This window comes from Paenibacillus sp. MSJ-34 (genome assembly GCF_018918005.1).
GTDB lineage: Bacteria > Bacillota > Bacilli > Paenibacillales > Paenibacillaceae > MSJ-34.
Genome location: NZ_JAHLPR010000019.1, coordinates 59301 through 84795, shown reverse-complemented (window position 1 = coordinate 84795; position 25495 = coordinate 59301). Strand labels below are relative to the sequence as shown.

20 protein-coding genes are annotated in these 25495 nt (G+C 52.4%); 13 read left to right on the top strand and 7 right to left on the bottom strand.

Annotated features, from left to right (window positions below):
* The first annotated feature begins 84 nt into the window (after positions 1–84).
* Positions 85–798 (top strand): DUF421 domain-containing protein, encoded by a 714-nt coding sequence (locus KQI79_RS11505; protein WP_216538376.1) that lies wholly within the window; start codon positions 85–87, stop codon positions 796–798.
* Between the two features lie 19 nt (positions 799–817).
* Here the strand turns inward: KQI79_RS11505 and spoVB are convergent, their stop codons facing one another.
* Positions 818–2407, bottom strand: coding sequence for a stage V sporulation protein B (spoVB, locus tag KQI79_RS11500; protein WP_216538375.1), 1590 nt, complete (start codon positions 2405–2407; stop codon positions 818–820).
* A 256-nt stretch (positions 2408–2663) separates the two neighbouring features.
* On the opposite strand from spoVB, the gene KQI79_RS11495 reads away from it, so the two are divergent.
* From KQI79_RS11495 to KQI79_RS11470, 6 genes are all read left to right on the top strand, one after another.
* Positions 2664–2912, top strand: coding sequence for a post-transcriptional regulator (locus tag KQI79_RS11495; protein WP_216538374.1), 249 nt, complete (start codon positions 2664–2666; stop codon positions 2910–2912).
* 112 nt (positions 2913–3024) lie between these two features.
* Positions 3025–4275 carry a protein translocase subunit SecD gene (secD, locus tag KQI79_RS11490; RefSeq protein WP_216538373.1) on the top strand — a complete coding sequence of 417 codons (1251 nt, stop codon included), beginning with the start codon at positions 3025–3027 and terminating at the stop codon, positions 4273–4275.
* Positions 4265–5173, top strand: coding sequence for a protein translocase subunit SecF (gene secF / locus KQI79_RS11485; protein WP_216538372.1), 909 nt, complete (start codon positions 4265–4267; stop codon positions 5171–5173). Before secD ends, secF begins: the two co-directional genes overlap by 11 nt.
* A gap of 106 nt (positions 5174–5279) precedes the next feature.
* Positions 5280–6233: a cation diffusion facilitator family transporter gene (locus KQI79_RS11480; protein WP_216538371.1), complete on the top strand. Its 954-nt coding sequence runs from the start codon at positions 5280–5282 to the stop codon at positions 6231–6233.
* A gap of 23 nt (positions 6234–6256) precedes the next feature.
* Positions 6257–8710 carry a single-stranded-DNA-specific exonuclease RecJ gene (recJ, locus tag KQI79_RS11475; protein WP_216538370.1) on the top strand — a complete coding sequence of 818 codons (2454 nt, stop codon included), beginning with the start codon at positions 6257–6259 and terminating at the stop codon, positions 8708–8710.
* Between the two features lie 28 nt (positions 8711–8738).
* Positions 8739–9251 (top strand): adenine phosphoribosyltransferase, encoded by a 513-nt coding sequence (locus KQI79_RS11470; protein ID WP_216538369.1) that lies wholly within the window; start codon positions 8739–8741, stop codon positions 9249–9251.
* A 68-nt stretch (positions 9252–9319) separates the two neighbouring features.
* Here the strand turns inward: KQI79_RS11470 and uraA are convergent, their stop codons facing one another.
* Positions 9320–10600 carry a uracil permease gene (gene uraA, locus KQI79_RS11465; RefSeq protein WP_253298092.1) on the bottom strand — a complete coding sequence of 427 codons (1281 nt, stop codon included), beginning with the start codon at positions 10598–10600 and terminating at the stop codon, positions 9320–9322.
* Between the two features lie 235 nt (positions 10601–10835).
* Here uraA and KQI79_RS11460 point away from each other — a divergent pair, with 235 nt between their 5' ends.
* Together KQI79_RS11460 and dtd are read left to right on the top strand one after the other, a co-directional pair.
* Positions 10836–13016 (top strand): RelA/SpoT family protein, encoded by a 2181-nt coding sequence (locus tag KQI79_RS11460; protein WP_216538367.1) that lies wholly within the window; start codon positions 10836–10838, stop codon positions 13014–13016.
* A 47-nt stretch (positions 13017–13063) separates the two neighbouring features.
* Positions 13064–13513: a D-aminoacyl-tRNA deacylase gene (gene dtd / locus KQI79_RS11455; RefSeq protein ID WP_216538366.1), complete on the top strand. Its 450-nt coding sequence runs from the start codon at positions 13064–13066 to the stop codon at positions 13511–13513.
* An 11-nt stretch (positions 13514–13524) separates the two neighbouring features.
* On the opposite strand, the gene arcC is transcribed toward dtd, so the two are convergent.
* From arcC to KQI79_RS11430, 5 genes are read right to left on the bottom strand one after another with little or no spacing between them, the layout of a single operon-like run.
* Positions 13525–14472 (bottom strand): carbamate kinase, encoded by a 948-nt coding sequence (gene arcC, locus KQI79_RS11450; RefSeq protein ID WP_216538365.1) that lies wholly within the window; start codon positions 14470–14472, stop codon positions 13525–13527.
* Positions 14469–15368: an oxamate carbamoyltransferase subunit AllH family protein gene (locus tag KQI79_RS11445; RefSeq protein WP_216538364.1), complete on the bottom strand. Its 900-nt coding sequence runs from the start codon at positions 15366–15368 to the stop codon at positions 14469–14471. The genes arcC and KQI79_RS11445 overlap by 4 nt, the downstream gene beginning before the upstream one ends.
* A gap of 3 nt (positions 15369–15371) precedes the next feature.
* Positions 15372–16631 (bottom strand): YlbE family protein, encoded by a 1260-nt coding sequence (locus KQI79_RS11440; RefSeq protein WP_216538363.1) that lies wholly within the window; start codon positions 16629–16631, stop codon positions 15372–15374.
* A gap of 23 nt (positions 16632–16654) precedes the next feature.
* Entirely contained in the window at positions 16655–18409 is a 1755-nt protein-coding gene (fdrA, locus tag KQI79_RS11435) for an acyl-CoA synthetase FdrA (protein ID WP_216538362.1), read from the bottom strand.
* A gap of 33 nt (positions 18410–18442) precedes the next feature.
* On the bottom strand, positions 18443–19705 hold the full coding sequence (locus KQI79_RS11430) for an MFS transporter (protein ID WP_216538361.1): 1263 nt from the start codon (positions 19703–19705) through the stop codon (positions 18443–18445).
* 281 nt (positions 19706–19986) lie between these two features.
* Here KQI79_RS11430 and KQI79_RS11425 point away from each other — a divergent pair, with 281 nt between their 5' ends.
* The 4 genes from KQI79_RS11425 (at position 19987) to aspS (ending at position 25479) form a co-directional block, all read left to right on the top strand.
* Complete coding sequence (locus KQI79_RS11425; protein ID WP_216538360.1) at positions 19987–20148, top strand: hypothetical protein; 162 nt, start codon at positions 19987–19989, stop codon at positions 20146–20148.
* Between the two features lie 81 nt (positions 20149–20229).
* The gene (locus KQI79_RS11420) at positions 20230–21762 is read left to right on the top strand and encodes a coproporphyrinogen III oxidase (RefSeq protein WP_216538359.1); all 1533 of its coding nucleotides are present in this window, start codon (positions 20230–20232) and stop codon (positions 21760–21762) included.
* Between the two features lie 638 nt (positions 21763–22400).
* On the top strand, positions 22401–23645 hold the full coding sequence (hisS, locus tag KQI79_RS11415; protein WP_216538358.1) for a histidine--tRNA ligase: 1245 nt from the start codon (positions 22401–22403) through the stop codon (positions 23643–23645).
* Positions 23646–23697: 52 nt separating this feature from the next.
* Positions 23698–25479 (top strand): aspartate--tRNA ligase, encoded by a 1782-nt coding sequence (gene aspS, locus KQI79_RS11410; RefSeq protein ID WP_216538357.1) that lies wholly within the window; start codon positions 23698–23700, stop codon positions 25477–25479.
* The last annotated feature ends 16 nt before the right edge of the window (positions 25480–25495 follow it).

The following is a 25495-nucleotide window of genomic DNA, read 5'->3' as shown; positions in this document are numbered from 1 at the left end:
GCAGGGAAACGGCGGTCAGAATACCATTGAATGATCAGACGATTCAAGCTTTCCGACAAGAAACTTTGAGGAGGCTCGTATTCAATGGAAGCTCTGACCGTTATTTTTCGTACCATGCTTATTTACTTTGTCGTCTTACTGATTATGCGTCTAATGGGAAAACGCGAGATCGGTAAATTGTCTTTATTCGATCTAGTCATTTCAATCATGATCGCGGAAGCCGCCGTATTCGTTATTGAAGATACGAAACGTCCGATCTGGGAAGGCATATTGCCGATGGCCACATTGCTGGTCATTCAGGTCGGCACTTCGTTTCTTGCGCTCAAGAGCCGGAATCTTCGCTTCGTACTTGACGGAAAACCGAGCATGGTTATTAACAACGGGCAATTGATGCGGAATGAGATGCGCAAGCAAAGATACAGTTTGGACGATCTTATGGCCCAACTGCGGGAGCAAAACGTAGACGATATCAACGATGTTCAATTTGCATTCTTGGAAACGACGGGCAAGCTAACGGTCATCTTGAAAGACGCCGCACATTCGAAAGGAACTGCCGAATCAAGCCGCGGCGAGCAAGTCACGCTCCCGGAAGGGCAAAAGATCCGATACGAATCTTTGCCGCTCCCGCTCATCATGGACGGGAAGGTCCAGGACGAAAACTTGGAGAAAATTGAGAAAAACCGGTTTTGGCTGAAAAGTCAGATTCAATCGAAAGGAATCTCCGATTTTAAAGAAGTTTTCTTCTGCACGATCGATCATAAAGGGCGGTTGTTTGTAAACTCGAAACAAAAGCAATAGCGAATGAAAAGCCCAACGACTACAATTTGAATAATTTGCCCAAAATCGGAATGCGCACGATATCGTAACGGTCGATCAGCTTGACCCAAACCATAATGAGCAAATAGACGACGACTCCGGCAGAACAAGCGGCCATCAATTTCAGCCACACATTTGCTTGCAAATCGACGCGGTAAAAAACAAAATGCACGATGGCCGCCATAACGATCATCGCCGCGATCACTTTCACAAAATCGGCGATTTTCATGCGGAAACGAAGCAGCTTGACGACGCTGAACCCATGCAATCCGGTCACGAGCACAATATTGACGATAATGGCGATTAAAGCGCCGTAAATGCCCAGTTCGGGATCGGTAGCCAATTGGACGATCAGAAACAGCTTGACGGCGGCGCCGATGAAAGTGTTCAGCAGCGCTTTCCCCGGTTGATCCAACGCTTGCAACGAGGCCTGAAGCGGAGCCTGCAAGTAGATGAATAACGCGATCGGAGCCATCATCTTCAGCATGGGAGCGATACTTGCATTATGGTATAGCGCCATACATATCGGCTCGGCCAGGACGTACATCACGACGGCGAAGGGGGCGCCGGCGACCAAGGCGAGCCGCAACGCTTGATGAAGGCGCTTATGAATCGTGCGGTAATCCTGCCTCGCCGAAGCTTCGGCTAAGGAAGGAATAAGCGATACGGCCAAGGAATTCGTCAGCGCCCCCGGCAGCAGCACGATCGGAAAGATCATGCCTTGCAGCGCTCCGTATTGCGCGGTCGCTACCGCAGTTGCAATTCCTGCCATCGCCAAACTTTGGGCGATCATAATCGATTCGAGCAAATACGATAAAGAGCCGACCATTCTTCCGGCCGTGACCGGTATGGCGACCGCAAAAATCCGGCGCAATTCGCCGAGCGGTTCGAATAACCGTTTCGCGGGGGCTCCGGCTTTGATTTTCCCTTCAACCGTTTCCCCATAGTTTGGCGTTCGTTTTTTATCTTGGAAAAACTTCCACAGCAAGACGACAAATCCGCACAATTCCCCGGCGCCTACCCCCAGCATCGCTCCTGCCGCGGCGTATTCCAATCCGTATGGCAGCATAAGGTAAGCGAGCAATAGTACGGCCACAATTCGTACAAGCGTTTCGACGACTTGCGAAAGAGCGGTCGGTATCATATCGAGTTTGCCTTGGAAATAACCGCGCAGGACGGAAGAGGCGCCGATGAGAACAATCATCGGGCTCATGCTCAAGAAGGAGTAGTATACGCGCTGATCCGTTAAAATATTTCGGGTAATCCAAGGCGCCATCACGATGCATAGCACGGTAAACAACAGGCTGATGCCGATCACGAAGCTGAGCGATACCGTCAAAATGCGCTTAACCCGTCTGCCGTCGCCTTCCGATTCGGCCGCGGCAACCAGTTTGGCAATCGCAAGGGGAATGCCCCCCGTAATAATCGTTAGAATGACAGTTAGAAACGGATAGGCAAGCTGATACAATCCTACGCCTTCGGCCCCGATAATGCGCGGCAGCGTAATGCGGGGAATAAAACCGAGAAGGCGGTTAATTATGCCTGCGGCCAACAGGATCATCGTACCTTTAATAAACGATTGTCTGGTCAACGGAAATTCCCTCTTCCTCGGTTCGTATTGGGCCGTATGGGCCAAGCAGTTCTTGTCCCTACATGTGTATGCACGACAAGCTGCGGCTCATGCACAATAAGTTCCAATCGCTTCAAATGTTTTGGTCATACAAAATTTTACAAAATAAATTCGCGGGAGCGATGCAGGATTTTGCGGTCGGGAATCGAATTATATCTAAGATTGGCCTTTAGAAAGACTGTCTTCCTTTGACGACGGGAAAGGAGGGTCTTAAGACGTGAACGACGAATATACGGAACAGGAATTGAACGAACTGATCGAGCAATTATGCCGCAGCAAAGCGGAAGAGTTTCGAATGATCGGTTACGAACAAGTGAGCGGGGAAGACATTTGGAATTGCGTAAGCGACAAATATCATAAAGGAATTCCGTCTCTGCACCAAGTCGTTAACGACATTCTTTCGTTGAAAGTGACAAGTTTTATGAATTATATGACCCTAAGCGCATTCAAGGGCTCCCGTTTCTAGGCAGGAGTTCTTTTTTTGCCCTTAAAACCCAAGTTTCGTCATGAATTGACTTTGATTTTAGCAAGCTACTATAATAGGAATATTGAGAATGGAAAGGGGAACATAGGACGGTATGAAGAGGATCTTGGCTTTCTTGCTTATCGTAGTTGTATCGATCGGTGTTATGGCCTGGACAAGTCCCGAACTCGTCAAAAGCATCCGATTGGGATTGGATCTAAAAGGAGGCTTCGAGATTCTGTATGAGGCGGAACCTTTGGAGCAAGGCGGAACGGTGACGAAGGAATCGCTCCACCAAACGGCGAAAAGCTTGGCGAAGCGGGCGGATGCGCTCGGTACGACAGAGCCGGAAATTACGCCGGAAGGAACGAAGCGTATCCGGGTGAAAATTGCCGGCATTACGGATGAAGCGAAAGTCCGCGACATTATGAAGAAACCGGCGGAATTGACTTTCCGCAGCGCGGACGGTTGCAAGCCGGAGGAAGGCTATTGCAAAGTGGAACTGCGCGGCAACGAATTCGTAGAGAACGGCGCAGAACTCGTTTACGATCAGCTTCACAATCCGGAAGTCGCGATTAAAGTTAAAGACAAGAAGAAATGGGAAGAAATTTCAAGCCGCTTAATCGGCAAACAATTGGCTATTTACTTGGATGACCGTTTGTTGTCCGACCCGGTCGTTAACGGCGTGTTTACGGACGGAAACGCGGTCATATCGGGAAGCTATACGAACGAAGAAGCGCGCGAATTGCGCGACACGATTAATCTTGGCGCGCTCCCGCTCAAATTGACGGAAAAATATACGCAAAGCGTCGGCGCTACATTAGGACAAATGTCGCTGCAGCAAACGGTATTTGCCGGCTTGATCGGTTCGGCTGCCGTCGTCTTGTTTATGCTCATATTTTACCGCTTGCCGGGAACGATCGCCATTTTCACGTTGTTGATGCATACCTGGCTCATGCTGCTGCTGTTTTATTGGGGCGGATTTACGCTTACGCTTCCGGGAATTGCGGCGTTCGTGCTTGGCGTCGGCATGGCCGTCGACGCGAACATTATTACGAGCGAGCGGATTAAGGAAGAACTGCGGAGCGGCAAAAGTGTCTTGTCCGCGTTGAAGGCGGGATCCAAAAACTCGTTCCGCGCCATCATGGATGCAAACGTAACAACATTGATCGCCGGCGCCGTCATGTTTATGATCGGTACGGGATCGGTCAAAGGTTTCGCGGTTATTCTAATGCTGAATATCATTACGAGTATATTGACGAACGTGTTTTTGTCCCGCGTATTGCTCCATATGGTCGTGAAAGCCAACCTGTTCAAGAAACCGTCTTATTTTGGTGTGAAGGAGAGTGAAATCAGTGCGCTCTAAGTGGGACTTCAATTTTGTCAAGGCAAGTAAATATTGTTTCACTTTCTCCATCGTCATCACGCTGCTCGGAGCTATTATGCTCGGTGTGCTAGGCTTGAATTACGGCGTCGATTTCAGCGCCGGCTCCAATGTGGATATTTCGGTGAACAAGCCTGTGGCTCAGGCGGATGTCGAACAATTTTTGCAGGAACAAGGGTTTGAGAAAATCCCTCCGATTATCGTCGGCGCCGACAGGGTAACGATTCGATTTCCGGAAGTATTGAACGACCAACAGGAACATAAACTGAAAGAGGACTTTAGCGCGAAGTTCGACGCGGGAGCGTCCTACGAAGTGAATACCGTTGACGTGGAGATGGCCAAGGAGCTGCAGCGGAACGCGCTGATCGCCGTCTTGCTTGCAAGCGTCGGCATCATTATTTATGTGAGCATTCGGTTCGAATGGCGGTTTGCGATCGCCGCGATCGTATCGCTGCTGCATGTCGCTTTTTTCGTCATCAGCATCTTTTCGGTGTTTCGCTTGGAAGTCAACTTGCCGTTCATTATCGCGATCTTAACCATTATCGGTTATGCCATTAACGATACGGTCGTTATTTTCGACCGGATTCGTGAAAATCTCCGTTTTGCCAAAATTAAAGGGAGAGACGATTTGGTGAAGCTCGTCAACCGAAGCGTGTCGCAATCGATGACAAGGTCGGTCAACACGGTGCTGACCGTGCTTTTCGTAGCCGTTTGTTTGTTCGTTTTCGGCAGCGAGTCAATCCGTCTGTTCTCGCTTGCGATGGTAATCGGTTTAATATGCGGAGCTTATTCCTCGATATTCATTGCGAGCCCGCTTTGGGTGTTGTTGAAAGACAAACAAAAGCCCAAGGCAAAAACAGCGGCAAAAGCAACGACATAAAAATAGCGCAGCAGGGCCTGTCCGTCGGCAGGCCCTCCGCTGCCGTACCGCTGTTTTCGCTTAAGTAGGTTTCAGATCTTTTGTGCTCGTTGTAAGGGGTGGCTAGATGACAGAGGAACGTTTTGCAAAGGCTGGGAACGGCGCTTGGATCGAAATTGCCGGCAATATCGGTTTGGCCTTGATGAAAGGAATTGTTGGATGGTTTTCGGGCAGTAAGGCGCTTATAGCGGATGCATTTCATACCGCTTCAAATGTTGCGTGTTCGATTGCCGCATTGATTGGTTTGAAACATTCGCGCAAGCCGGCGGACAAAGATCGTCCGTATGCCGGCGGCAACGCGGAAACCGTTAGCGCTATCGTCGTCTCCATGCTGCTAATGCTCGTAGGCTTGGAAATCGCCATTGCCTCGGTCAAAGCGATGATGGAAGGAGTCGACAAAGCGCCGACCGGTTATGCGGTTGGCGCCATCGTCATATCGCTGATTGTGAAGGCAGCGATGGTTCAATACCAAAGCAGAGTGGGCAAAAAAGCGTCCAACAGGGCATCGGCCGCGAACGCGTGGGAGCGAAGCTCCGATGTTTATTCGTCGTTGGCCGCTTTATTCGGCGCTGCCGGCGCGATGCTTGGCGATAAGCTGGACGTCGCCTTCTTATTGTATCTTGACCCGGCTGCCGGATTGATCGTCACCCTATTGATTTTACGTATGGGATACCGCCTTATAACGGACACGATTTTCGGCCCGACGGATCAACCGCTGCATGACGATCAGGCTGCGGAATTCATCGAGACGGTTCAGCGCGTCGGCGGAGTGATTGCCGTTGACGAGTTGCGGGCGCGGGAGCTTGGGCATTATGTTGTTATAGATGTGAAAATTAGCGTCAATCCGCGTCTGAGCGTCATGGAAGGGCATGATATCGGCAAACGGGTCAAACATCAATTAATGCAGCGGCATTTGCATGTTTCCGACGTCTTCATTCAAGTGAATCCATACGACCCGGGATACCCGTACAAAACGAATCATCAATGGGATGAAGACGATATGCCGACTTTACTGCAATAAGCTAGACAGTTAGGAGGAAGCCAATGCTTCATTCGCAAATGAAGTGGGTCTGCGCCAAGACGGAGACAGACAACGCAGAGCGGCTGGCCCAAGAGACGGGCATTAGCGTATTCCTCGCCCGGTTGCTTGCCGCCCGCGGAATCGAGAACGCCGAACAGGCGGATCTATTTCTGCACGGAAGTTTGGACCGGCTGCACGACCCATTTTTATTGCAAGGGATGCGCGAGGCGGTGGAACGCATTCGCCGCGCGCTCGCCCATCGGGAAAAAATACGAATATACGGCGATTATGACGCGGACGGCGTGTCGAGCACTTCGCTCATGATCGGTTTGCTGCGGCAATTGGGAGCCGACTTCGATTACTATATCCCTCACCGGGCGCTGGAAGGCTACGGCTTGAACAACGACGCCGTATACGATGCGAAACAAAGCGGCGTCGGTCTCATCGTTACGGTCGATACCGGCATTAGCGCGGCGGAGCAAATCGATTACGCCAATTCGCTCGGCATCGATGTCGTCGTCACGGATCACCATGAGCCGCCGGATGTGTTGCCGAACGCATACGCGCTCGTCAATCCGAAAATTCCCGGCTGTCCTTATCCGTTCAAAGGATTGGCCGGCGTCGGCGTCGCCTTCAAGCTTGCCCACGCGATGCTAGGACGGATTCCGGCCGAATATTTGGAGCTTGCGACAATCGGGACGATCGCCGATTTGATGCCGCTTACGGATGAGAACCGGATTATCGTCCGGTTCGGAATCGAACGGATGCGCCGTTCGGAAATTGCCGGCATCCGCGCGCTGTTCGCCGTGGCGGGCATCGAATTGTCCGGCGTGACTTCTACGAACGTCGCGTTTGCCATGGCGCCGCGGATCAATGCAAGCGGCCGGCTGGAACATGCGAATATAGCCGTCAATCTATTGACTACGGCGGACGAACAGGAAGCGAGCGGACTGGCGTTAGAGTTGGATCAATTGAATAAAGAGCGTCAGCATATGGTAGAAACGATCGTGAAGGAAGCGGAGGAGCAGCTTTATCATAAATCGCAGGGCGGAGAACCGCCGCTCGTCGTCGTACTGGCCGCCGAAGGATGGAATGCCGGCGTCATCGGCATCGTCGCTTCGAAAATATTGGAAAAACATTACCGGCCTACGTTCGTTCTCAGCATCGATCCGGAAACGGGTTTATGCAAAGGGTCGGCCCGCTCCATTCCAGGCTTCGATTTATATGAAGCGCTCACGGAATGCGCCGATCTAATGGAGCATTTCGGCGGCCACCAAGCCGCGGCGGGAATGACGATCCATTCCGGCAAGCTTGAGGAATTGGAAAGGAAACTAATCGGGCTGGCAGGACGGAAGCTGGCGCAAGACGATTTGATGCCGAGCGCCGAAATCGATTTGGAGTTCGAATTGGCCGATATTACGATCGAGATGATTGAAGAAATCGAAACGCTTGCCCCGTTCGGCATGGCCAATCCTTCCCCCCGCTTCGCGCTGCGGAACGTCCGCGTGCAAGAACGCAAGCTGCTGGGCAAGGAAAAGCGGCATTTGAAGCTTACGCTGGCGGACCGCGGGCGCAAGCTCGATGCGATCGCTTTCGGACGCAGCGACATAAGCAGTCTTATATCGGGCAATGCGCTTGGAGACGTGCTTGGAGAACTGCAGGTCAATGAATGGAACGGCGTCCGCAAGCCGCAGCTTATGCTGCAGGATATGTGCGTAACGCATCCGCAAGTGTACGATTTCCGGGGATCCGCCGATCCGTTCCAACGTGCGCTTGAACTGATGGAGTGCGAACGGAAGGCGAATCGAAGGCCCGTTTCGAATGAGGGCGCCTTCGCAATATTATTGGCCGACGCGAGCCGCATGCCGCAGCAAATGCAATTGCATATGGCTGGCTGCTCTTTATGGGTTTATGACCATAAGGACGGTGCGGTTCCCGCAAACGAATTGGCCGCGCAACTTGCCGGAGACCGGCCGCGCTCTTTATTCATCATGGAGCTGCCATCCTCGTTAGCGGCGATGGACGCGGCGTTACGGCGGCTGCGCGGCATTGAACGCTGCTACGTGTTATACGGCAGCGGCAAGGAAGCGGCGGGGAACAAACCGTTTCCCGTGTCCGAACGGCTATCGGCTCCATCCAGAGAGCAGTTTAAACAAGTCTATATCCAATTAAGAGCCCGCCGATCCTGGGAGCGAAGCGAGAAAGGGTTCTGGCAGCAGTTGAGCAAGCGCACTGGCCTTTCGGAACGTACGTTGGACGGGATTATGCAAGTTTTCGAAGAACTGGCATTCATTCAAGAACAGAACGGCACTTATTCCATTGTTTCCGAGCCGCGGAAGGCGGATTTAACCAGCGCAGCAACTTATAAGGAGCTTGTCGAACGGGCGGAGCTCGAGAACGAACTCGTCCACCCGGCAACGGAACGGTTAACCGCATGGTTTATGTCCCGCATTCATGACGGCGGAGCGCTTTCATAGCTACATATAACTTTTAGGAGGAATTCAAATGGATTTTAAATCGTATATTCGCGTCATCCCCGATTATCCGCAGCCAGGAATCCGGTTCAAGGATATTACGACATTGTTGAAAAACGGGGAGGCGTACCGGGCTGCCATTGAAGCGCTAAAAGAGATGGTTGCGGACAAACAAATCGACCTGATCGCGGGACCGGAAGCTCGGGGCTTTGTCATCGGAGCGCCGCTTGCCAATAGCCTTGGCGTCGGATTCGTTCCGATCCGCAAAAGCGGCAAACTGCCGGGAGAAACGATTGAAGCGGGCTATAATCTGGAATACGGCAAAGATAAATTGGCGATGCATAAGGATGCGATCGAGCCGGGTCAAAAAGTGCTCATCGCCGACGATTTGCTGGCGACCGGCGGAACCATCTCCACGTCCATTGACTTGGTAAGACAGTTGGGCGGCGAAGTGGTAGGTGCCGCTTTTCTGATCGAACTGAGTTATTTGTCGGGCCGCGAGAAATTGAGCGGAATCGATATTCATACGCTAATCACGTTTTAACGCACGAAAAAAGGAACCGTCCGAAGTCATGCGAAATGACTGCGGGACAGTTCCTTTTGCATTATGGGCTATTGCTTTTCGTTCGACCAGCCGAGTTTCTCGATCCCTTTGAACAGCAAGCTGAACACGATGCCTGTGACGGTCGCGAGCGACATACCCGACAATACGATCGGTCCGAGCGATAATTTCACCGTGCTTAATCCCGCAACGAGAACGAGCGTCGTTAACAGCAGATTGGTCGGTTTGCCGTAATCCACTCTGCCGTCGACAAGCACCCTCAAGCCGGAAGCGGCGATCACGCCGAACAGCAAGAGCGACACGCCGCCCATAACCGGCTCCGGTATGTTGGCGATCAGCGCGGAAAATTTGCCGAAGAACGACATGACGATCGCGATCACCGCTGCGCCGCCGATAACGAAGACGGAATATACTTTCGTCAGCGCGAGAACGCCCATATTTTCGCCGTAAGTCGTATTAGGAGTCGAACCGACAAATCCGGATACGACGGTGGATATTCCGTTTCCGAGCAAGGAGCGGTGAAGCCCCGGATCTTTGGACAAATCTTTCCCTACAATATTTCCGGTAACCAGCAGGTGGCCGATATGCTCGACAATGACGACGAGCGCTGCCGGAGCGATAATCGCGATGGCCGACCAGTTGAACGTAGGGGCCGTTATCGCGGGAACGGCGACGATGCCCGCTTCCGCGACGGAGTCGAATTTCACGATACCGAATAAGTATGAGATGATGTATCCGGAGACGATACCGATAAGTACGGGAATAATTTTCATAAATCCTCTGAGCAATACGTTGCATAATACTGTAATTAACAGTGTAAGCACCGACACGGCGACGATTTTCGGATCCATCGACCAATCCGCAGCTCCGTCTTTAGGAATCCAGCCGGCCATGCCCGCAGCGACCGGGAACAATTCAAGACCGATAACCGCCACGATTGCGCCCATGGCGGCCGGCGGGAATACGACGTCGATCCAGCCGGTTCCGACGAGCTTGATCAGCAGCGCGACAAGGCAGAAGATAACTCCGACGACGATGAATCCGCCGAGCGCGCTGGATAGATTGGCTCCCGGATTGCCGGCGATGACGATTGCCGCCGGAGAAATAAACGCAAAGCTGGAGCCGAGATAGGCGGGAATTTTCCCTTTACACAATAACAGATAGAATAGCGTTCCGATCCCGTTCATCAACAGGACGATGCCCGGATCGATGCCGAGCAAATTCGGCACCAGCACCGTCGAGCCGAACATCGCAAACAAGTGCTGAAAGCTTAGAAACGCGCTTTGTCCGATCGGCGGTATTTCATGAACTTGAATTTCGCGTTGCTGCAAAATAGCAACCTCCCCTAAATGATTTTCAACGACATTTTTATTAGCCATCTGATAAATTATCATATTTTGTGACATAAAAACAATATAAAATTAGGTTATCTTTGTCGGATGGTTGACGTTATCAATCATCTAACGCATAATTATAGAAAATCGCAATACCTCTAGACGGGATTATACATCTTGCGGACCTCGCGCAGAGGTTATCTCATATTGGAAAGGAATCGGATTGGAACCCATGGGCATTGAGCAGTTACTGGAAAGAGCATCCGCGTATATTAAAACACAGGACCTGGAGCGCATTAGGGAGGCTTACGAATTTGCCGAGCAGGCCCATCACGACCAAGTGCGCAAATCGGGGGAACCCTATATTTTGCATCCGCTTGCGGTTGCGGATATTGTTGTGAATATGCAAATGGATGCTACATCAATCATCGCCGCGCTGCTGCACGATGTCGTTGAGGATACTACCGTATCTTTGGATACCATCCGGGAGAAATTCGGCGATACTTGCGCCATGCTGGTTGACGGATTGACGAAGCTGGAACGGATTCAGTTCCGCTCCAAAGAAGAACAGCAGAACGAAAATTATCGTAAAATGTTCGTCGCGATGGCTCAGGATATCCGCGTTATCGTAATTAAGCTGGCGGATCGGCTGCACAATATGCGGACATTGAAGTACCAATCGGAAGAAAGCCAGCGCCGCATCGCATATGAAACGTTGGAAATCTTCTGCCCGATCGCGCATCGGCTCGGGATATCCGCCATTAAATGGGAAATGGAAGACATTGCACTCCGTTATTTGAATCCTCAGCAATATTACCGCATAGCGAATCTCGTGCAAAAAAAACGAACGGAACGCGAGCAATACATTGAACAATTGATCGTGCGCATTCGCGAAAAATTGAATGAAATGGGCATCGAAGCCGATATTTCGGGCCGACCGAAGCATATATACAGCGTTTATAAAAAAATGAGCACGAAAAACAAGCAATTTAACGAAATATACGATTTGCTCGCCATTCGAATTATCGTCGACAATATTAAAGATTGTTACGCGACGCTCGGCATTATCCATACGTTATGGAAGCCGATGCCGGGCCGGTTCAAAGATTATATCGCCATGCCGAAAGCGAATATGTACCAGTCGCTCCATACGACGGTCATCGGCCCGACGGGCGAACCGACCGAAGTTCAAATCCGGACATGGGAGATGCACCGAACTTCCGAATACGGGATTGCCGCCCACTGGGCTTATAAAGAAGGCAGCGTCGTGCCGACGGGCAATTTCGGCGAGAAAATGAACTGGTTCCGCGAAATATTGGAACTGCAGCAAGAGACGAAAGACGCATCGGAGTTTATGGAATCGCTCAAGATGGATTTCTTCTCGGATCTTGTGTTCGTATTCACGCCGAAAGGCGAGGTCATCGAACTGCCGGCAGGATCGGTACCGCTCGACTTCGCTTACCGTATCCATACGGAGGTCGGCAACCGCACGATCGGGGCGAAGGTGAACGGACGCATCGTGCCGCTCGACCATAAGCTGAAAACCGGCGATATTATTGAAATTTTGACATCCAAACATTCGTACGGTCCGAGTCAGGACTGGGTTAAAATTGCACAATCCTCTCATGCGCGCAACAAAATCAAACAATGGTTCAAAAAAGAAAAACGCGAAGAAAATGTCGAAAAGGGCCGCGACTTGCTTGAACGCGAGTTGAAGCGCCTCGGTCTGGAACCTTCCGCCTGGATGATGGAAGACAAGCTGCAGGAAGTAGCGAAAAAATTCACATTTAACGATTCGGAAGATATGCTCTCGGCGATCGGATTCGGAGGCATTACCGCGGCGCAAATTTGCACCCGTCTGACGGAGAAGCTGCGCAAGGAAGCGGAAGAAGCCAGCATGATCGAGTTGACGAACGAAGTGAAGGAAGTGAAATCTGCGCCCGAGAAAAAGAACCGGCCGACGCATGGGGTATCGGTGAAAGGAATCGACAATTTGCTCGTCCGTTTCGCCCGCTGCTGCAATCCGATTCCGGGCGATGAAATCGTCGGGTATATTACGCGCGGCAGAGGCGTATCCGTTCATCGGGCCGACTGCACCAATCTTCCGACAAGCGAAGAAGGGGAAGAGGCGGCACGGGTCATCGAAGTCAATTGGACGGATTCGGCGGAAGCGAATTACAGCGTCGATATCGAAATTACGGGACATGACCGGCGCGGCATGTTAAATGAAGTGTTGCAGGCGGTATCGGAGAGCAAAACGAATATTTCCGCCGTTTCCGGCCGTTCGGATAAAAATAAGATGGCGATGATTCATATGACGATCTTAATTCGCAATAGCGATCATTTGCAATCGGTCGTCGACAAAATCAAAAGGGTAAAGGACGTATATTCGGTCCATCGCATTATGCAATAAGCGGGTTTGCTCCGTAAGATCATGATACGGCAAGGAGTTTGGCATCAATGAGAGTTGTTGTACAGCGCTGCAAAGAGGCGCAAGTAACCGTGGACGGCAAAGCAATCGGCAATATCGGACAAGGTCTAATGCTGCTCGTCGGCGTAACGCATGACGATACCGAGCGGGACGCCCGCTATTTGGCCGACAAAATTGCAGGCTTGCGGATTTTCGAGGATGATCAAGGGAAAATGAATCTTTCCCTACAAGATATCGGAGGAGCGATTTTGTCGGTATCGCAGTTTACGCTATACGGGGATTGCCGCAAAGGCAAACGCCCGAACTTTATGGCGGCCGCCCAGCCGGAACATGCGGAGCGGCTATATGATTTGTTTAACGGATATTTGCGTGAGATGGGGTTGCCGGTGGAAACAGGCCGTTTCGGCGCCATGATGGGCGTCTCGCTGATCAACTGGGGGCCTGTAACCCTGATCGTGGACAGCCGGCAGCCGATCTAAGCGAATCGAAATCAGCCGGCCCCTTTCTTCACTATCCGCGTTCCCGCTTTCCCTTCCAAGGCGAGAGCCGCGGAGCGCAGCGATCCGATAACGGCGGTTCCTCCCGTTTCGGCGAAATCGACGGCCGCCTCCATCTTCGGTCCCATGCTTCCTTTGCCGAATTGGCCTTCGGCCAAGTAACGCTTGGCGTCTTCGGTCGTAATCGTATGAAGAGCCTGCTGGTCCGGTTGGCCGAAACGAATAAACACATGCTCCACATCGGTCAACATAACGAACATATCCGCGTCCAGCTCCTTTGCAAGCCGGCAAGCGGTACGATCCTTGTCGATGACGGTCTCCACCCCTCTCAGCGTCCCGTCGACCTCCCGAACCACCGGAATGCCTCCTCCTCCCGCAGCAATAACGATATGGCCCGCCTGAAGCAATTCCTGCATCGTTTTCCCGCCGACAATGCCGTGCGGTCGGGGCGAAGGCACGACTCGACGCCAGCCGCGGTTGGAATCTTCCACTACGTTCCACCCATGTTCCGACGCAAGGCGTTCCGCTTCCTCTTTGTCGTAGAACGGTCCGATCGGCTTGCTCGGAAGCCGAAAAGCATCGTCGTTCGGAGACACTTCGACGCAAGTCAGCATACAGACGACCTGCCGGTCGATATTTCTTCGCGCCATTTCGTTCATTAGCGATTGCTGGAACATATACCCGATAAATCCCTGGCTTTCCGCATTGCAGACATGCAGAGGGAGCATTGGTATCGTATCCTTGGCGATTTCGTTCTGCAACAAAATATTGCCTACCTGCGGCCCGTTGCCGTGGGTAAGCAACACCCTGTATCCTTTTTGCACGATATTCGCGATCGCCTCGCAACATCCTATCACGTTTTTCAACTGATTGTCGTAACTCGCTTCCTGATTCGCCTGCAAAATCGCGTTTCCGCCAAGCGCAAGCAATACGGTCTTCATGAAGGGGCCGCCTCCTCTAGCAAATTATGAATAACGCAGTATATTCCAAGCGCGGTATCGATTCCGGAACTGTGTCCGCTGCCGGCCAGTATGCTGAAGGCTTTGGCCAAATCGGCGCTTTGTCCATTGAACAAAGCGTCCAGCATCTGCAAAACGCTTGTTCCGAATTGCCGCTTCAGGGCATAGTGAAGATATTCCGAACTGATGTCGGTCGTCAGGCCGGGACGTTCGGCGAACCGTTCCGCGAGCTCCCGCAGAACGACAGGGGAAACTCGCCCGGAATACAATCCGGCGGCCAGAGCCCCGATAAAAAAATCGTCGCCCGCAGGAGTCAGCCCGGCGCCGTATCCGATGAGGGGCCGAATGGTTTGCCACCGCAGTCGCGGATCGGGACAGTCCCAGGAACCCCGAAACCGAATAAGCGTCTGTCCCAACTCCGTCCTGTCCGTTTCGCTTTCCAGAATGCTCATCAATTGAGTTGGGCTTAACCCGAATCCGCTCTTTTGGGAATAAGTGCGGAGCAAGGCGGCGAAATTGCGGAGATTGGCGGATATGTCGCCGTCGCCGCGAAAGTCGCGCAGCGTATTGGAGAAGGTCCGGGCATGATCCAACCGGATTGTAACGTTGCAGGTAATAAGCCTGAGCTCCTGTTGCCGGTATTCCAAAAGTACGGGACCGGAGGGATGGAGCCGATACGCGATACGATCGACGGAACGGCGGTCTATATGAACTGCAAACGGCAGTTGCCCGCTCAGAGCGGTCCCGATAAAAACAAGCCTCTGTCCCACACGGATATTGATCCCGTTCCGGAACAGGCTGTGTACCGTCCCGGAACGATTCCGTTCAAGCAGAAGCGGGACATTCGGGCTATAGGCCTCTCCTTGAACGACGGACATAGGTCAATCTGCAACGCCCATCGTCTCGGCCAGAGCGACCAGCGCTTTCTCGAAGCAGGCGAGCGGGGCGTTGACCGTACCGGCCCCAACCTGTCCGATCCCCGCTTCTTTATGGGCGATGCCGGTATTTATAACAGGCGTAATGCCCGTTTCAATTACTTTGCGGATATCGATGCCGAGACAGATCCCCTGGAAGTTCCATGTAGGAACGGCGAGATTGCTGTTCCGGTCGAAACAGATTTCCGCCATTTCATTACTGATCGCCAAAGCGTCTTCGAATCCGCCTGCGCCGACGAAGCGGGTGACGCCCGGCGCGGCGATCATCGCCATCCCGCCGACCCCGAACGTCTCGGTAATAGCGCTGTCCCCGATATCCGGATTGGCGTCTTCTTGCGAATAACCGGTAAAGAACAATCCTTTCGGCGTATTGACAGGAGCGGTAAACCATCGATCGCCCAACCCGCTGACGCGAATGCCGAAATCTTTGCCGTTGCGGGTCATGGCGGTAACGATCGTGCCCGCTTGAATCGTGCGCGCGCCGTCCATGACAGCCTTGCACGCGGCCATCATCACATTGAGAAAAAATTGATCGGTATCAGCCAAAAATTTGATAATCGTTCTTTTGTCCGTTTCGGATACATCGGTCTCTAATAATAGCGGCGCCAACTCTTTGAGCAACAGCAGCGAGGCCGCAATGTTCCGTTGGTGGAACTCGTCGCCCATCGTAATCGCCTTGGCGACGACGACATTCAGGTTGATGCCGCCGTCCGAAGCTTTCAACGCTTTGGACATGCCGGGACCGAGAACGTCGCGAATCCAACGAAGGCGGTCGATCACTTCCTCGCTATAGGCGCCGAAGCGCAGTACCTTGCCGATCCCTTCGTTCAGGTTGCAGTATGCCCTGTTGCCTTCCGTGCGGTTCTCTACCACAAGGACGGGCATACTGGCCGATGTAATTCCGCCCATCGGCCCGACGGCGTTCACATGGTGGCAAGGGACGAACCGGATTTCTCCGCCCTCCAGCATTCTCTTGGCTTCGTCTTCCGTTGCGGCCCAACCTTCGAACAGCAGCGCGCCGATACACGAACCCTTCATCGGCCCTGTCATATCCTGCCACTCGATGGGCGGGCCGGCATGAAGCAGCGTTCGGCCGTTCAACTCGTCAATAACGGTTTTGGCGGGAACAACGTCGATCAGAAACGGCTGTGCGTTGGCTATTTTCTCAACGACCGCCCCGTTGGCTTCGTCAATCGTATTGTACATATTACGTTCTCCTTCATGGGTCGTTATTTTAATTTGGACAAAATATCGGCTAGTTTTTTATTGCCGCCCGCTACCGGACGCCAGTCGAATTGGACGACTTTCCCTTCGTACCGATGGATCGTGTCCGCAAAGCTCGCCAGGCCCAGATTGATCACGCGCGGCTTGCCGGATAATAGCTTGGCCGTCGCTTCCGGCACGTTCGGCGCGGCTGCGGCCCCCTGCTGCGCGGCCGCAGCCTCGGCGGGAGGTGCGGATACAGATGGCAAAGGTTTGCCGACGATATCAAGCGCCCGCTTGACGGCTTTCACGTTGCTGGATTCGACAATAACGCCGGCTTCTTCGAGCTTTCGTTTTTGTTCCCCGTAATTTTGCGGATCTTGATCGGTCCCGCAGACGGAGCAAACGAAGTGAACGGTTCTTCCTTCCGCGGAAGCGCGCGCCCGAGCTTCCCGAATGGAAGGAATCAGTTCCCCTGCCATATCGGCATGGGAACCGTAACCCAATACGATGTCGAACAAAATAACCGCCGTGTTGGGATCTTTCGCCATACTGCCGATTTTCTCCTTACGGGTGGTCGGATCGATCATCGGATGCGGCCGCCCTTTCGTATAAATATCGTCGCCGAGGTCGATAATTTCATGCCCTTGATCTTTGAAAATATAGCCCTCTTCATGCTTCAGCGAAGCGGGGATGCCGAACGCTTCGCGCACGAGCATCGCGGCTTCCGTCGCCAGGGTGCCTCCCGAATATAATCCCTTGATATACGATTGGGAAGGGAGCAACGAACGATCCTCGTTGGCGGCACTCCCCAAACTTTCGGGCGGCGCAGCCGTTTTACCGTATGCGAGCTGCACGGCCATGACCGCCGTTTCTTCCAAAGTATAGGCATAACGTACGTTTCCTTCCGGTTCCGCCGGTTTATCGCCCGTGAAGACGGCGACCGAGGGCTTGGAGAGCGACTTTAGAAGAGCCGTAACTTGATTTTTCACCTCGGGAGCGGGCGGCTTGGAAATAACGACGATTAATTCGGTGTTCGCGTCGGCCTCCAATGCGGCAATGCCGTCCATCATGGTGAGAGCGCCGATCGATTGACTCAGGTCGCGCCCGCCGGTGCCGATCGCATGGCTAACCCCGCCGCCTAATCTGTCTATGATTGTGGAAACCTCTTGAATACCGGTGCCGGACGCTCCCGCGATCCCGATTTTCCCCGTGTTTACGACATTGGCGAAGGCGATAGGAACCCCGGATAATATCCCTGTCCCGCAGTCGGGTCCCATAACGAGCAATCCTTTCTCCTTCGCCTTCCGTTTCAGTTCCAGTTCGTCGGCCTCGGGCACATTGTCGCTGAAAATAAAAACGTGAAGCCCTTTGTCCAACGCTTTATGCGCCTCCCCCGCGACATATTCGCCCGGAATAGACAAGAGCGCCAGATTGGCGTCAGGCAGCAGTTGCATGGCCCGATCCCATGTGCGGACTTTGTCGTAATCGTTTTTTGCGCCGGCGAGCGCTTGGTTTTTCAGAAAAAAATCGATCTCGTTCAGCACTTCCGTCGCTTTCTCCGGGTGCTCCGTGTCGATCACGATGCATATATCATTTGGTTTGGCCCGATCCAAATCGGCAGTGTATAAACCGGTGTTGCGGAAGATATCCAAATTGGCGGGTGTGCCCATCATGACCGAAATGCGGTTGATGCCTTCCATGACGGACAACTTGTTCGTGAGGAGCATTAAGCTGACCGAGTCCTGATAAACGTTTTCTTTAATGATGGTTTTAAGCACGGCAATCTTCCTTTCGTATTGCGGCCCGAATCGTCAGGCCGTTTTCGTTCTTGGTTTTTCATGAGTGAAAATCATCGCCGCCAGACCGACAAACAGCAAAATCATGGCCAGAAAAAAGCCGGACCGCATGCTGCCCGTTTGGTCCACTAGGTATCCCGTAATGTAAGGAGCGAGGATCGAAGAGCTCATTCCGATAAAATTATATAGACCGAACGCGGTGCTGTACGCTTCCTTGGGAGCGTTATCCGCTACAAACGCGACGAGTACGGGATCGAGCGCCAGTTTGCCGGTTAAACCGTAAACGATTAAGGCGAACATCATGGCGGCGGCGCTTTGCGTATAAACGACCAAATAAATGGACAGGGCAGCGATGGGTACCAGCACATAAACCAGCGGTTTGCGTCTTCCGAACCGGTCCGATAAATAGCCGAAGAACAGCGCTCCGGGGATTGAAGCCCAAGGTACGAGCGAAGAAATGAAGCCGACATCGCTTCCTTGATACCCCCGTTCGGTCTGCAAATATTGCGGAAGCCAGGTAAGAATCGCGAAAAATCCGTAGAGCGAGCAGAAAACCATCACAAAGGTGAGCGCAAGATTTCGGTTTCTAAACAACGAAAACATGGAGGTCTTTCGAACGTCCCCCTTGTTCGCTTCCGTTCCCCGGGCTTCGACATTCAGCTTGCGCGGCTTCTCCTTGATGACAAACCAAATTAAAAGCGCGGTGATCACAGTCGGAAAGGCCATAATGTAAAACGGGATTCTCCAACTCCAACCGTTCTCCAACGTTAACGTGCTGGCTGTAATATAGCCTAGCGAGATGCCGATCGCTTGTCCGCTGTTAATGACCGCCGTTCCAACCGTGCGTACCCTCTCGGGAATGGCTTCGGACGACAAAGCGTATTGCGGGCCGTAATACGTCCCTTCGCCAATGCCGGTCACGATCCGGGCGATGAGCAGCAAAAAGAAGGAATTGACGATCCCGGTGAAAGCGGTCGAGATGCCGAACAGAATATAACCGGGAACAAGTACGTTCTTGCGCCCCAACCGGTCGCCAAGCGTTCCCGACGGAATCTGCAAAATCGCATAAGCGAGAAAGAAAACACTATTGATCAAACCAAGTTGAGCGTTGTTGATGCCGAATTCTCGCGCCAGAATAGGCATGACGGGATTGAGAATGGTACGGTCGGCATACATGAATACCCAGCCGAGCGTAAAGACGAGAATAACCTTCCAATAATAAGGCATCCCGGTCTTTGGCGGCGTTGAATTGAACGATTTCTCTATCGTTTTTTGCATGGCAAATTCTCTCCGTTTCGGCTTAATTTCATAAGCTAATATTTGTAATCTTTCCGCTCATTATTCGCCAAAGTTTATATTAAACATAATCGGTCCCATTCGTTGATTTTGATCTTGATGTCGTTCTTGATGTCGTTTAAACTTCAAATGTGGCATCTTCATACATTCCCCGGTCATATTTTATCGGACCCTTGCGGAAAATAATCGGTGACAATGGCTCTTTGGCATTGCTCAACGCGCCATCACAACATTTCCGACAAGTGCTGCAAGGAGCGAGAAAGATGCGACAATCGACGAAAGAGATCGTCATACGGCAAACGGTCAATCGCATGTTGAATAACGATTTGCATGAAGCGTTGAACATGACGCGGGGAGAGGCGGAAGTCGAATTTGCGGCCGAATTCCGATGCCGCCCGCCACTGCGGGGGCGACGCAGCGATTGACGGGCCTTTAAGGAAGAGAGGTACGCGACAGTTAGCGGTCCTATATGCCGGCCGCTGCTAACGAGAAGGGAGGTGTAAGCGATGCGGATCGACATTGTAACCCGCGAATCTGCATTCGAACGAACGTTTTCCAACATCGTTCATTTGTTTTTCGAAGAAGCGGAAGTTAACGTCGTAACTCCCGAACACACAAACGACAGCGAAAAATCGGATATGACAATCGCCCTTATGTACGAGCGTACAGGAGGGGGAAGGCTCGAAGCTGCCGCTGCGTTGGACGTTGAAGCCGAGAGACGGCGGTTCACCGCTTCCCATACCAGAACGACGGAAGCGAAGGAAGATGACGAAGCGGTGCGCAAACATGTGAAACAAGCGATGTGCCATGTGCTGCTTCACGTTCTGCAGCAATATACGGGAATTGTGCAGCCTTGGGGCATACTGACGGGCATACGCCCGACCAAGCTATTGCATGGCGCTCTGCAGCAAGGGCTTTCGAAGGAGAACGCCCATCGGACGCTGCGCGAACAATATTTGGTTGATCGCGGCAAAATCGAACTGATGCAGCAAATCGTCGATCGGCAACTGACGATGATTCCCGATTTATACGCGCTGAAGAACGAAGTCAGCATTTACATCGGGATTCCGTTCTGTCCGACCAAATGCGCCTACTGTACGTTTCCCGCTTATGACATTAACGGCCGCCAAGGGTCGGTTCACTCGTTTCTCGGCGGGCTTCATTATGAAATGCGGGAAATCGGCCGCTGGCTGAGAGAACGGGGAATAAGCGTCACGACGGTCTATTTCGGAGGCGGTACGCCTACCAGCATTACGGCGGAAGAAATGGATATGCTATATGAGGAGCTGCATTCTTCGTTTCCGTATGCGGACCGCATTCGCGAAATAACGGTCGAGGCCGGACGCCCCGACACGATTACGCCCGAAAAGCTTGCCGTTCTGAACAAATGGAACATCGACCGGATCAGCATCAATCCGCAGTCGTATACGCAGGAAACGCTCGATATCATCGGAAGGCATCATTCGGTCGAAGAGACGGTCGATAAATTTTGGCTGGCGCGCGAAGCCGGCATGAACAATATTAATATGGACCTGATTATCGGCTTGCCGGGCGAAGGGATAGCGGAGTTCAAGCATACGCTCGCCGAAACGGAGAAGCTGATGCCGGAGTCGCTGACGGTGCATACGCTGTCCTTCAAGAAAGCTTCGGAAATGACCAAGCATCGCGGAGACGGCAAATATACGGTGGCCGGCCGGAGCGAAATCGAGAGCATGATGCGGGAAGCCGAGCGATGGACCAAGCTTCATGGATACGTCCCTTACTACTTGTACAGGCAAAAAAATATTTTAGGAAACTTGGAGAACGTCGGCTATGCCATACCCGGACAAGAGAGTCTTTATAATATTTTGATTATGGAAGAAATGCAGACGATCATCGGGCTGGGATGCGGGGCCGCCAGCAAATGGGTCGATCCGTCCACCGGCGCGATCAGCCGCTTCGCCAACCCGAAGGAGCCGAAAGCGTACAACGATAACTATGAACATTATACGAAGGCGAAAATTGAAATTTTGGAGCAATTGTTCGGAACGAAATCGTAAAACGAGAGGCAAAACTATCGGAATGAAACGCTTTATTTTTTGTAATATAACTGTAACATGATTTCAATATTACTCTAACATTGCCAGTCTATAATAACAGACATGACCCCCTTTTTTAATATATACTCTTTGGACCTACAACGTGATTTGTAGGTTTTTTTCTGCCCTTTTACAATAAAACGCTCCGTTCCACTCTCTTGACTTTGTTCGCTAACAGCGTTACAATCTTGAAATATATAGTTTTATCAATGGATTCGATGAAGGGAAAGAGTAGCTCGCACCCGCATATGCAGAGAGGGATCTCGCAGGCTGTAAAGATCCTTATGCCGGACGAAGGAAAGACCTCCCCGAGAACTTGCGGTGAACTTCCGCGGACATTCGTCCATGTCCTCCGGTCAGTAACCGTACGCGTGTTGCGGGCGTTAACCGTTTGAGCGGACGGCTGTCTGAAGTTTTGACACTGAGGCGACGGTCCGGAATGTGGGTGGCACCACGGGCGATTTCGCATATAAATCTCTCGTCCCTGTTATGAACAGGAACGGGAGTTTTTTTATTTTAAGAGGCTGGTCAAAAGGTCCATGCTGAAAGATTGGCTTTTTGAACGCTTAATTATAAATACGTTTGCAGGAGGGAATCCAATGGCTTTCCAAAAACCGACGGGCACGCAAGATTTGCTGCCGGGTACCGTTGAGCGATGGCAGTATGTGGAACAGAAAGCGCGGGACTTATGCCGCCGTTTTCATTACCGGGAAATTCGCACGCCGATTTTCGAACAAACCGAGCTGTTTGTGCGCGGCGTCGGCGAGACGACGGATATTGTCGAAAAAGAAATGTATACGTTCCGCGACAAAGGCGACCGCAGTATGACGCTCCGTCCGGAAGGGACGGCGGGAGTCGTACGTTCTTTTGTTGAGAACAAACTGTACGGGGAGCCGGATATGAGCAAGCTGTACTATATCGGACCGATGTTCCGGTACGAGCGTCCGCAGGCGGGACGCCAGCGCCAGTTCCACCAGTTCGGGGTGGAAGTGTTCGGCGCGGAAGAAGCCAGCATCGATGCGGAAGTCATCGCGCTTGGCTATCAATTTTATGCCGAAATCGGATTGAAAGACGTCAAGGTGGAGATCAATTCGGTCGGAAATCCGGCAAGCCGGACGGCATACCGCCAGAAGCTGCTCGATTTCTTGAATCCGATGCGGGACAAACTTTGCAAAGATTGCCAATCTCGCATCGAACGCAATCCGCTTCGAGTGCTCGATTGCAAAACCGATCAAGCTTATTTTGCGGACGCTCCGTCGATATTGGACAGCCTGGATGAAGAATGCACCGCGCATTTCCAAACAGTGCTGCAATATTTGCAGGCGATGGAAATCCCGTTTGTCGTGAATACGCGTCTAGTACGCGGCCTCGATTATTACACGCATACGGCGTTCGAATATAAAGCGCAAGGAATCGGAGCGATCGACACGATCGGCGGCGGCGGACGTTACAACGGCCTTGTCGGCGATGTCGGCGGGCCGGACCAGCCCGGAATCGGTTTAGGAATCGGACTGGAACGGGTACTGCTTATTTTGGAAAAACAAGAAGCCTCCTTGCCGCTGGTAAATCCGCTCGACGTCTATATCATTGCTCTCGGCGAGCAAGCCGAGCAAGAAGCGGTCAAGCTGCTGTTCGACCTGCGCAAGCGCGGCGTCGCCGCGGAGAAGGATTATTTGGGCCGCAAGATGAAAGCCCAGATGAAATCGGCCGATCGCATGCAAGCGCGATATACCGCGATTTTGGGCGAGGACGAACTGGCTCGAGGAGAAATCGCGCTGAAATCGATGGCGACCGGAGAGCAACGGTTCGTGCCGCTCGCGCGGCTTGCAGACGAGCTGCTGTAAACGGAATTCACGGCTGGCATAAGAACATATTCCATAAAGGGGACGATCATAAATGAAGCTAAAAACTCATCACTGCGGTATTTTAACAAAAGCAAATGTCGGCGAAACGGTTACTTTGAACGGTTGGGTGCAGCGCCGCCGCGACTTGGGGGGCGTGCTATTCATCGATCTGCGCGACAGAACCGGCATGATGCAAATCGTATTCAATCCGGACTTCTCCGGCGAAGCGCTGCTAATCGCCGACCGCGCGCGCAACGAATACGTCTTGTCCGTAACCGGACAAGTGGTGGAGCGCGATCCGGAAACGTTCAATCCGAATTTGCCGACAGGCGAAATCGAAGTGAGAGTAACGGAAATCGAAATTTTAAACGCGGCGAAAAATCCGCCCTTCTTCATCGAAGACGGGATCGAAATCGACGAATCGCTGCGCTTGAAATACCGTTATTTGGATTTGCGCCGGCCGGAAATGCAGAAGACGCTGCTGCTTCGTTCGAAAGCGGCGAAAGTATTCCGCGATTTCCTTGACGGCGAAGGGTTTATCGAAGTAGAAACCCCGATCTTGATCAAAAGCTCGCCGGAAGGCGCGCGCGATTATCTTGTGCCGAGCCGCGTGCATCCGGGCGAATTTTTCGCTTTGCCGCAGTCGCCGCAAATTTTCAAGCAATTGCTCATGGTCGGCGGCATCGAGCGTTATTATCAAATTGCGCGCTGTTTCCGGGACGAAGATTTGCGCGCGGACAGACAGCCGGAGTTTACGCAAGTGGACATCGAGACATCCTTCTTGTCGCAGGATCAATTGCTCGGCATGATGGAGCAACTGATGGCCAAGTTATTCCGCGAAACGCTGCAAATCGAAATTCCGACGCCGTTCCAACGGATCAGCTACGCGGATGCCATGGGCAAATACGGCTCCGACAAACCGGATTTGCGGTTTGGCCTGGAATTGGTCGAATTGAACGATATCGTCGCGAATAGCGGCGTTAAAGTGTTCGCTTCCGTCATTGAAAAGGGCGGGGAAGTGAAATGTTTGAACGCCAAAGGGTGCGGCACGTGGAGCCGGAAGGAGATCGACGATTTGGGGCCATTCGCCGCTCGTTACGGAGCGAAAGGACTTGCCTGGATTCAAGTGAAGGACGGCGAATTCAAAGGGCCGATCGTAAAATTTATGTCCGAGCAGGAGATCGAGGCCATTAAAGAACGGACCGGCGCGGAAGAAGGCGACCTGCTCTTGTTCTCCGCAGACAACAAGAAGATCGTTGCCGACGTGCTGGGCAATTTGCGCCTGAAGATCGGGCGCCAGCTCGGCTTGATCGACGACAGCCAGTTCAAATTCGCCTGGGTTGTCGACTTCCCGCTTCTCGGCTATGACGAGGAAGCGAAGCGTTATGTGGCGGAGCATCATCCGTTTACCCGCCCGAAAGACGAAGATCTGGCCTACTTCGATACGGATCCGGGCCAAATCCGCGCTCAAGCTTACGACCTCGTGCTTAACGGTTACGAAGTGGGCGGCGGTTCGATGCGGATTTTCAAACGCGATGTGCAGGAAAAAATGTTTAACGCGCTTGGATTTTCCCCGGAACAAGCGAAAGAGAAATTCGGCTATTTGCTCGACGCGTTCGAGTACGGGACGCCTCCGCACGGCGGCATCGCATTCGGGTTCGACCGTTTGGTCATGCTGCTGGCGGGACGCACCAACTTGCGCGAAACGATTGCCTTCCCGAAAACGGCAAGCGCGACCGATTTAATGAGCGCCGCGCCGTCGGAAGTAGATCCGGCTCAATTGGAAGAACTGCATATTAAGCTGGCGAAAAAGCCGGGCGAAGAGAAAAAATAATGAGCAATCCGGATAG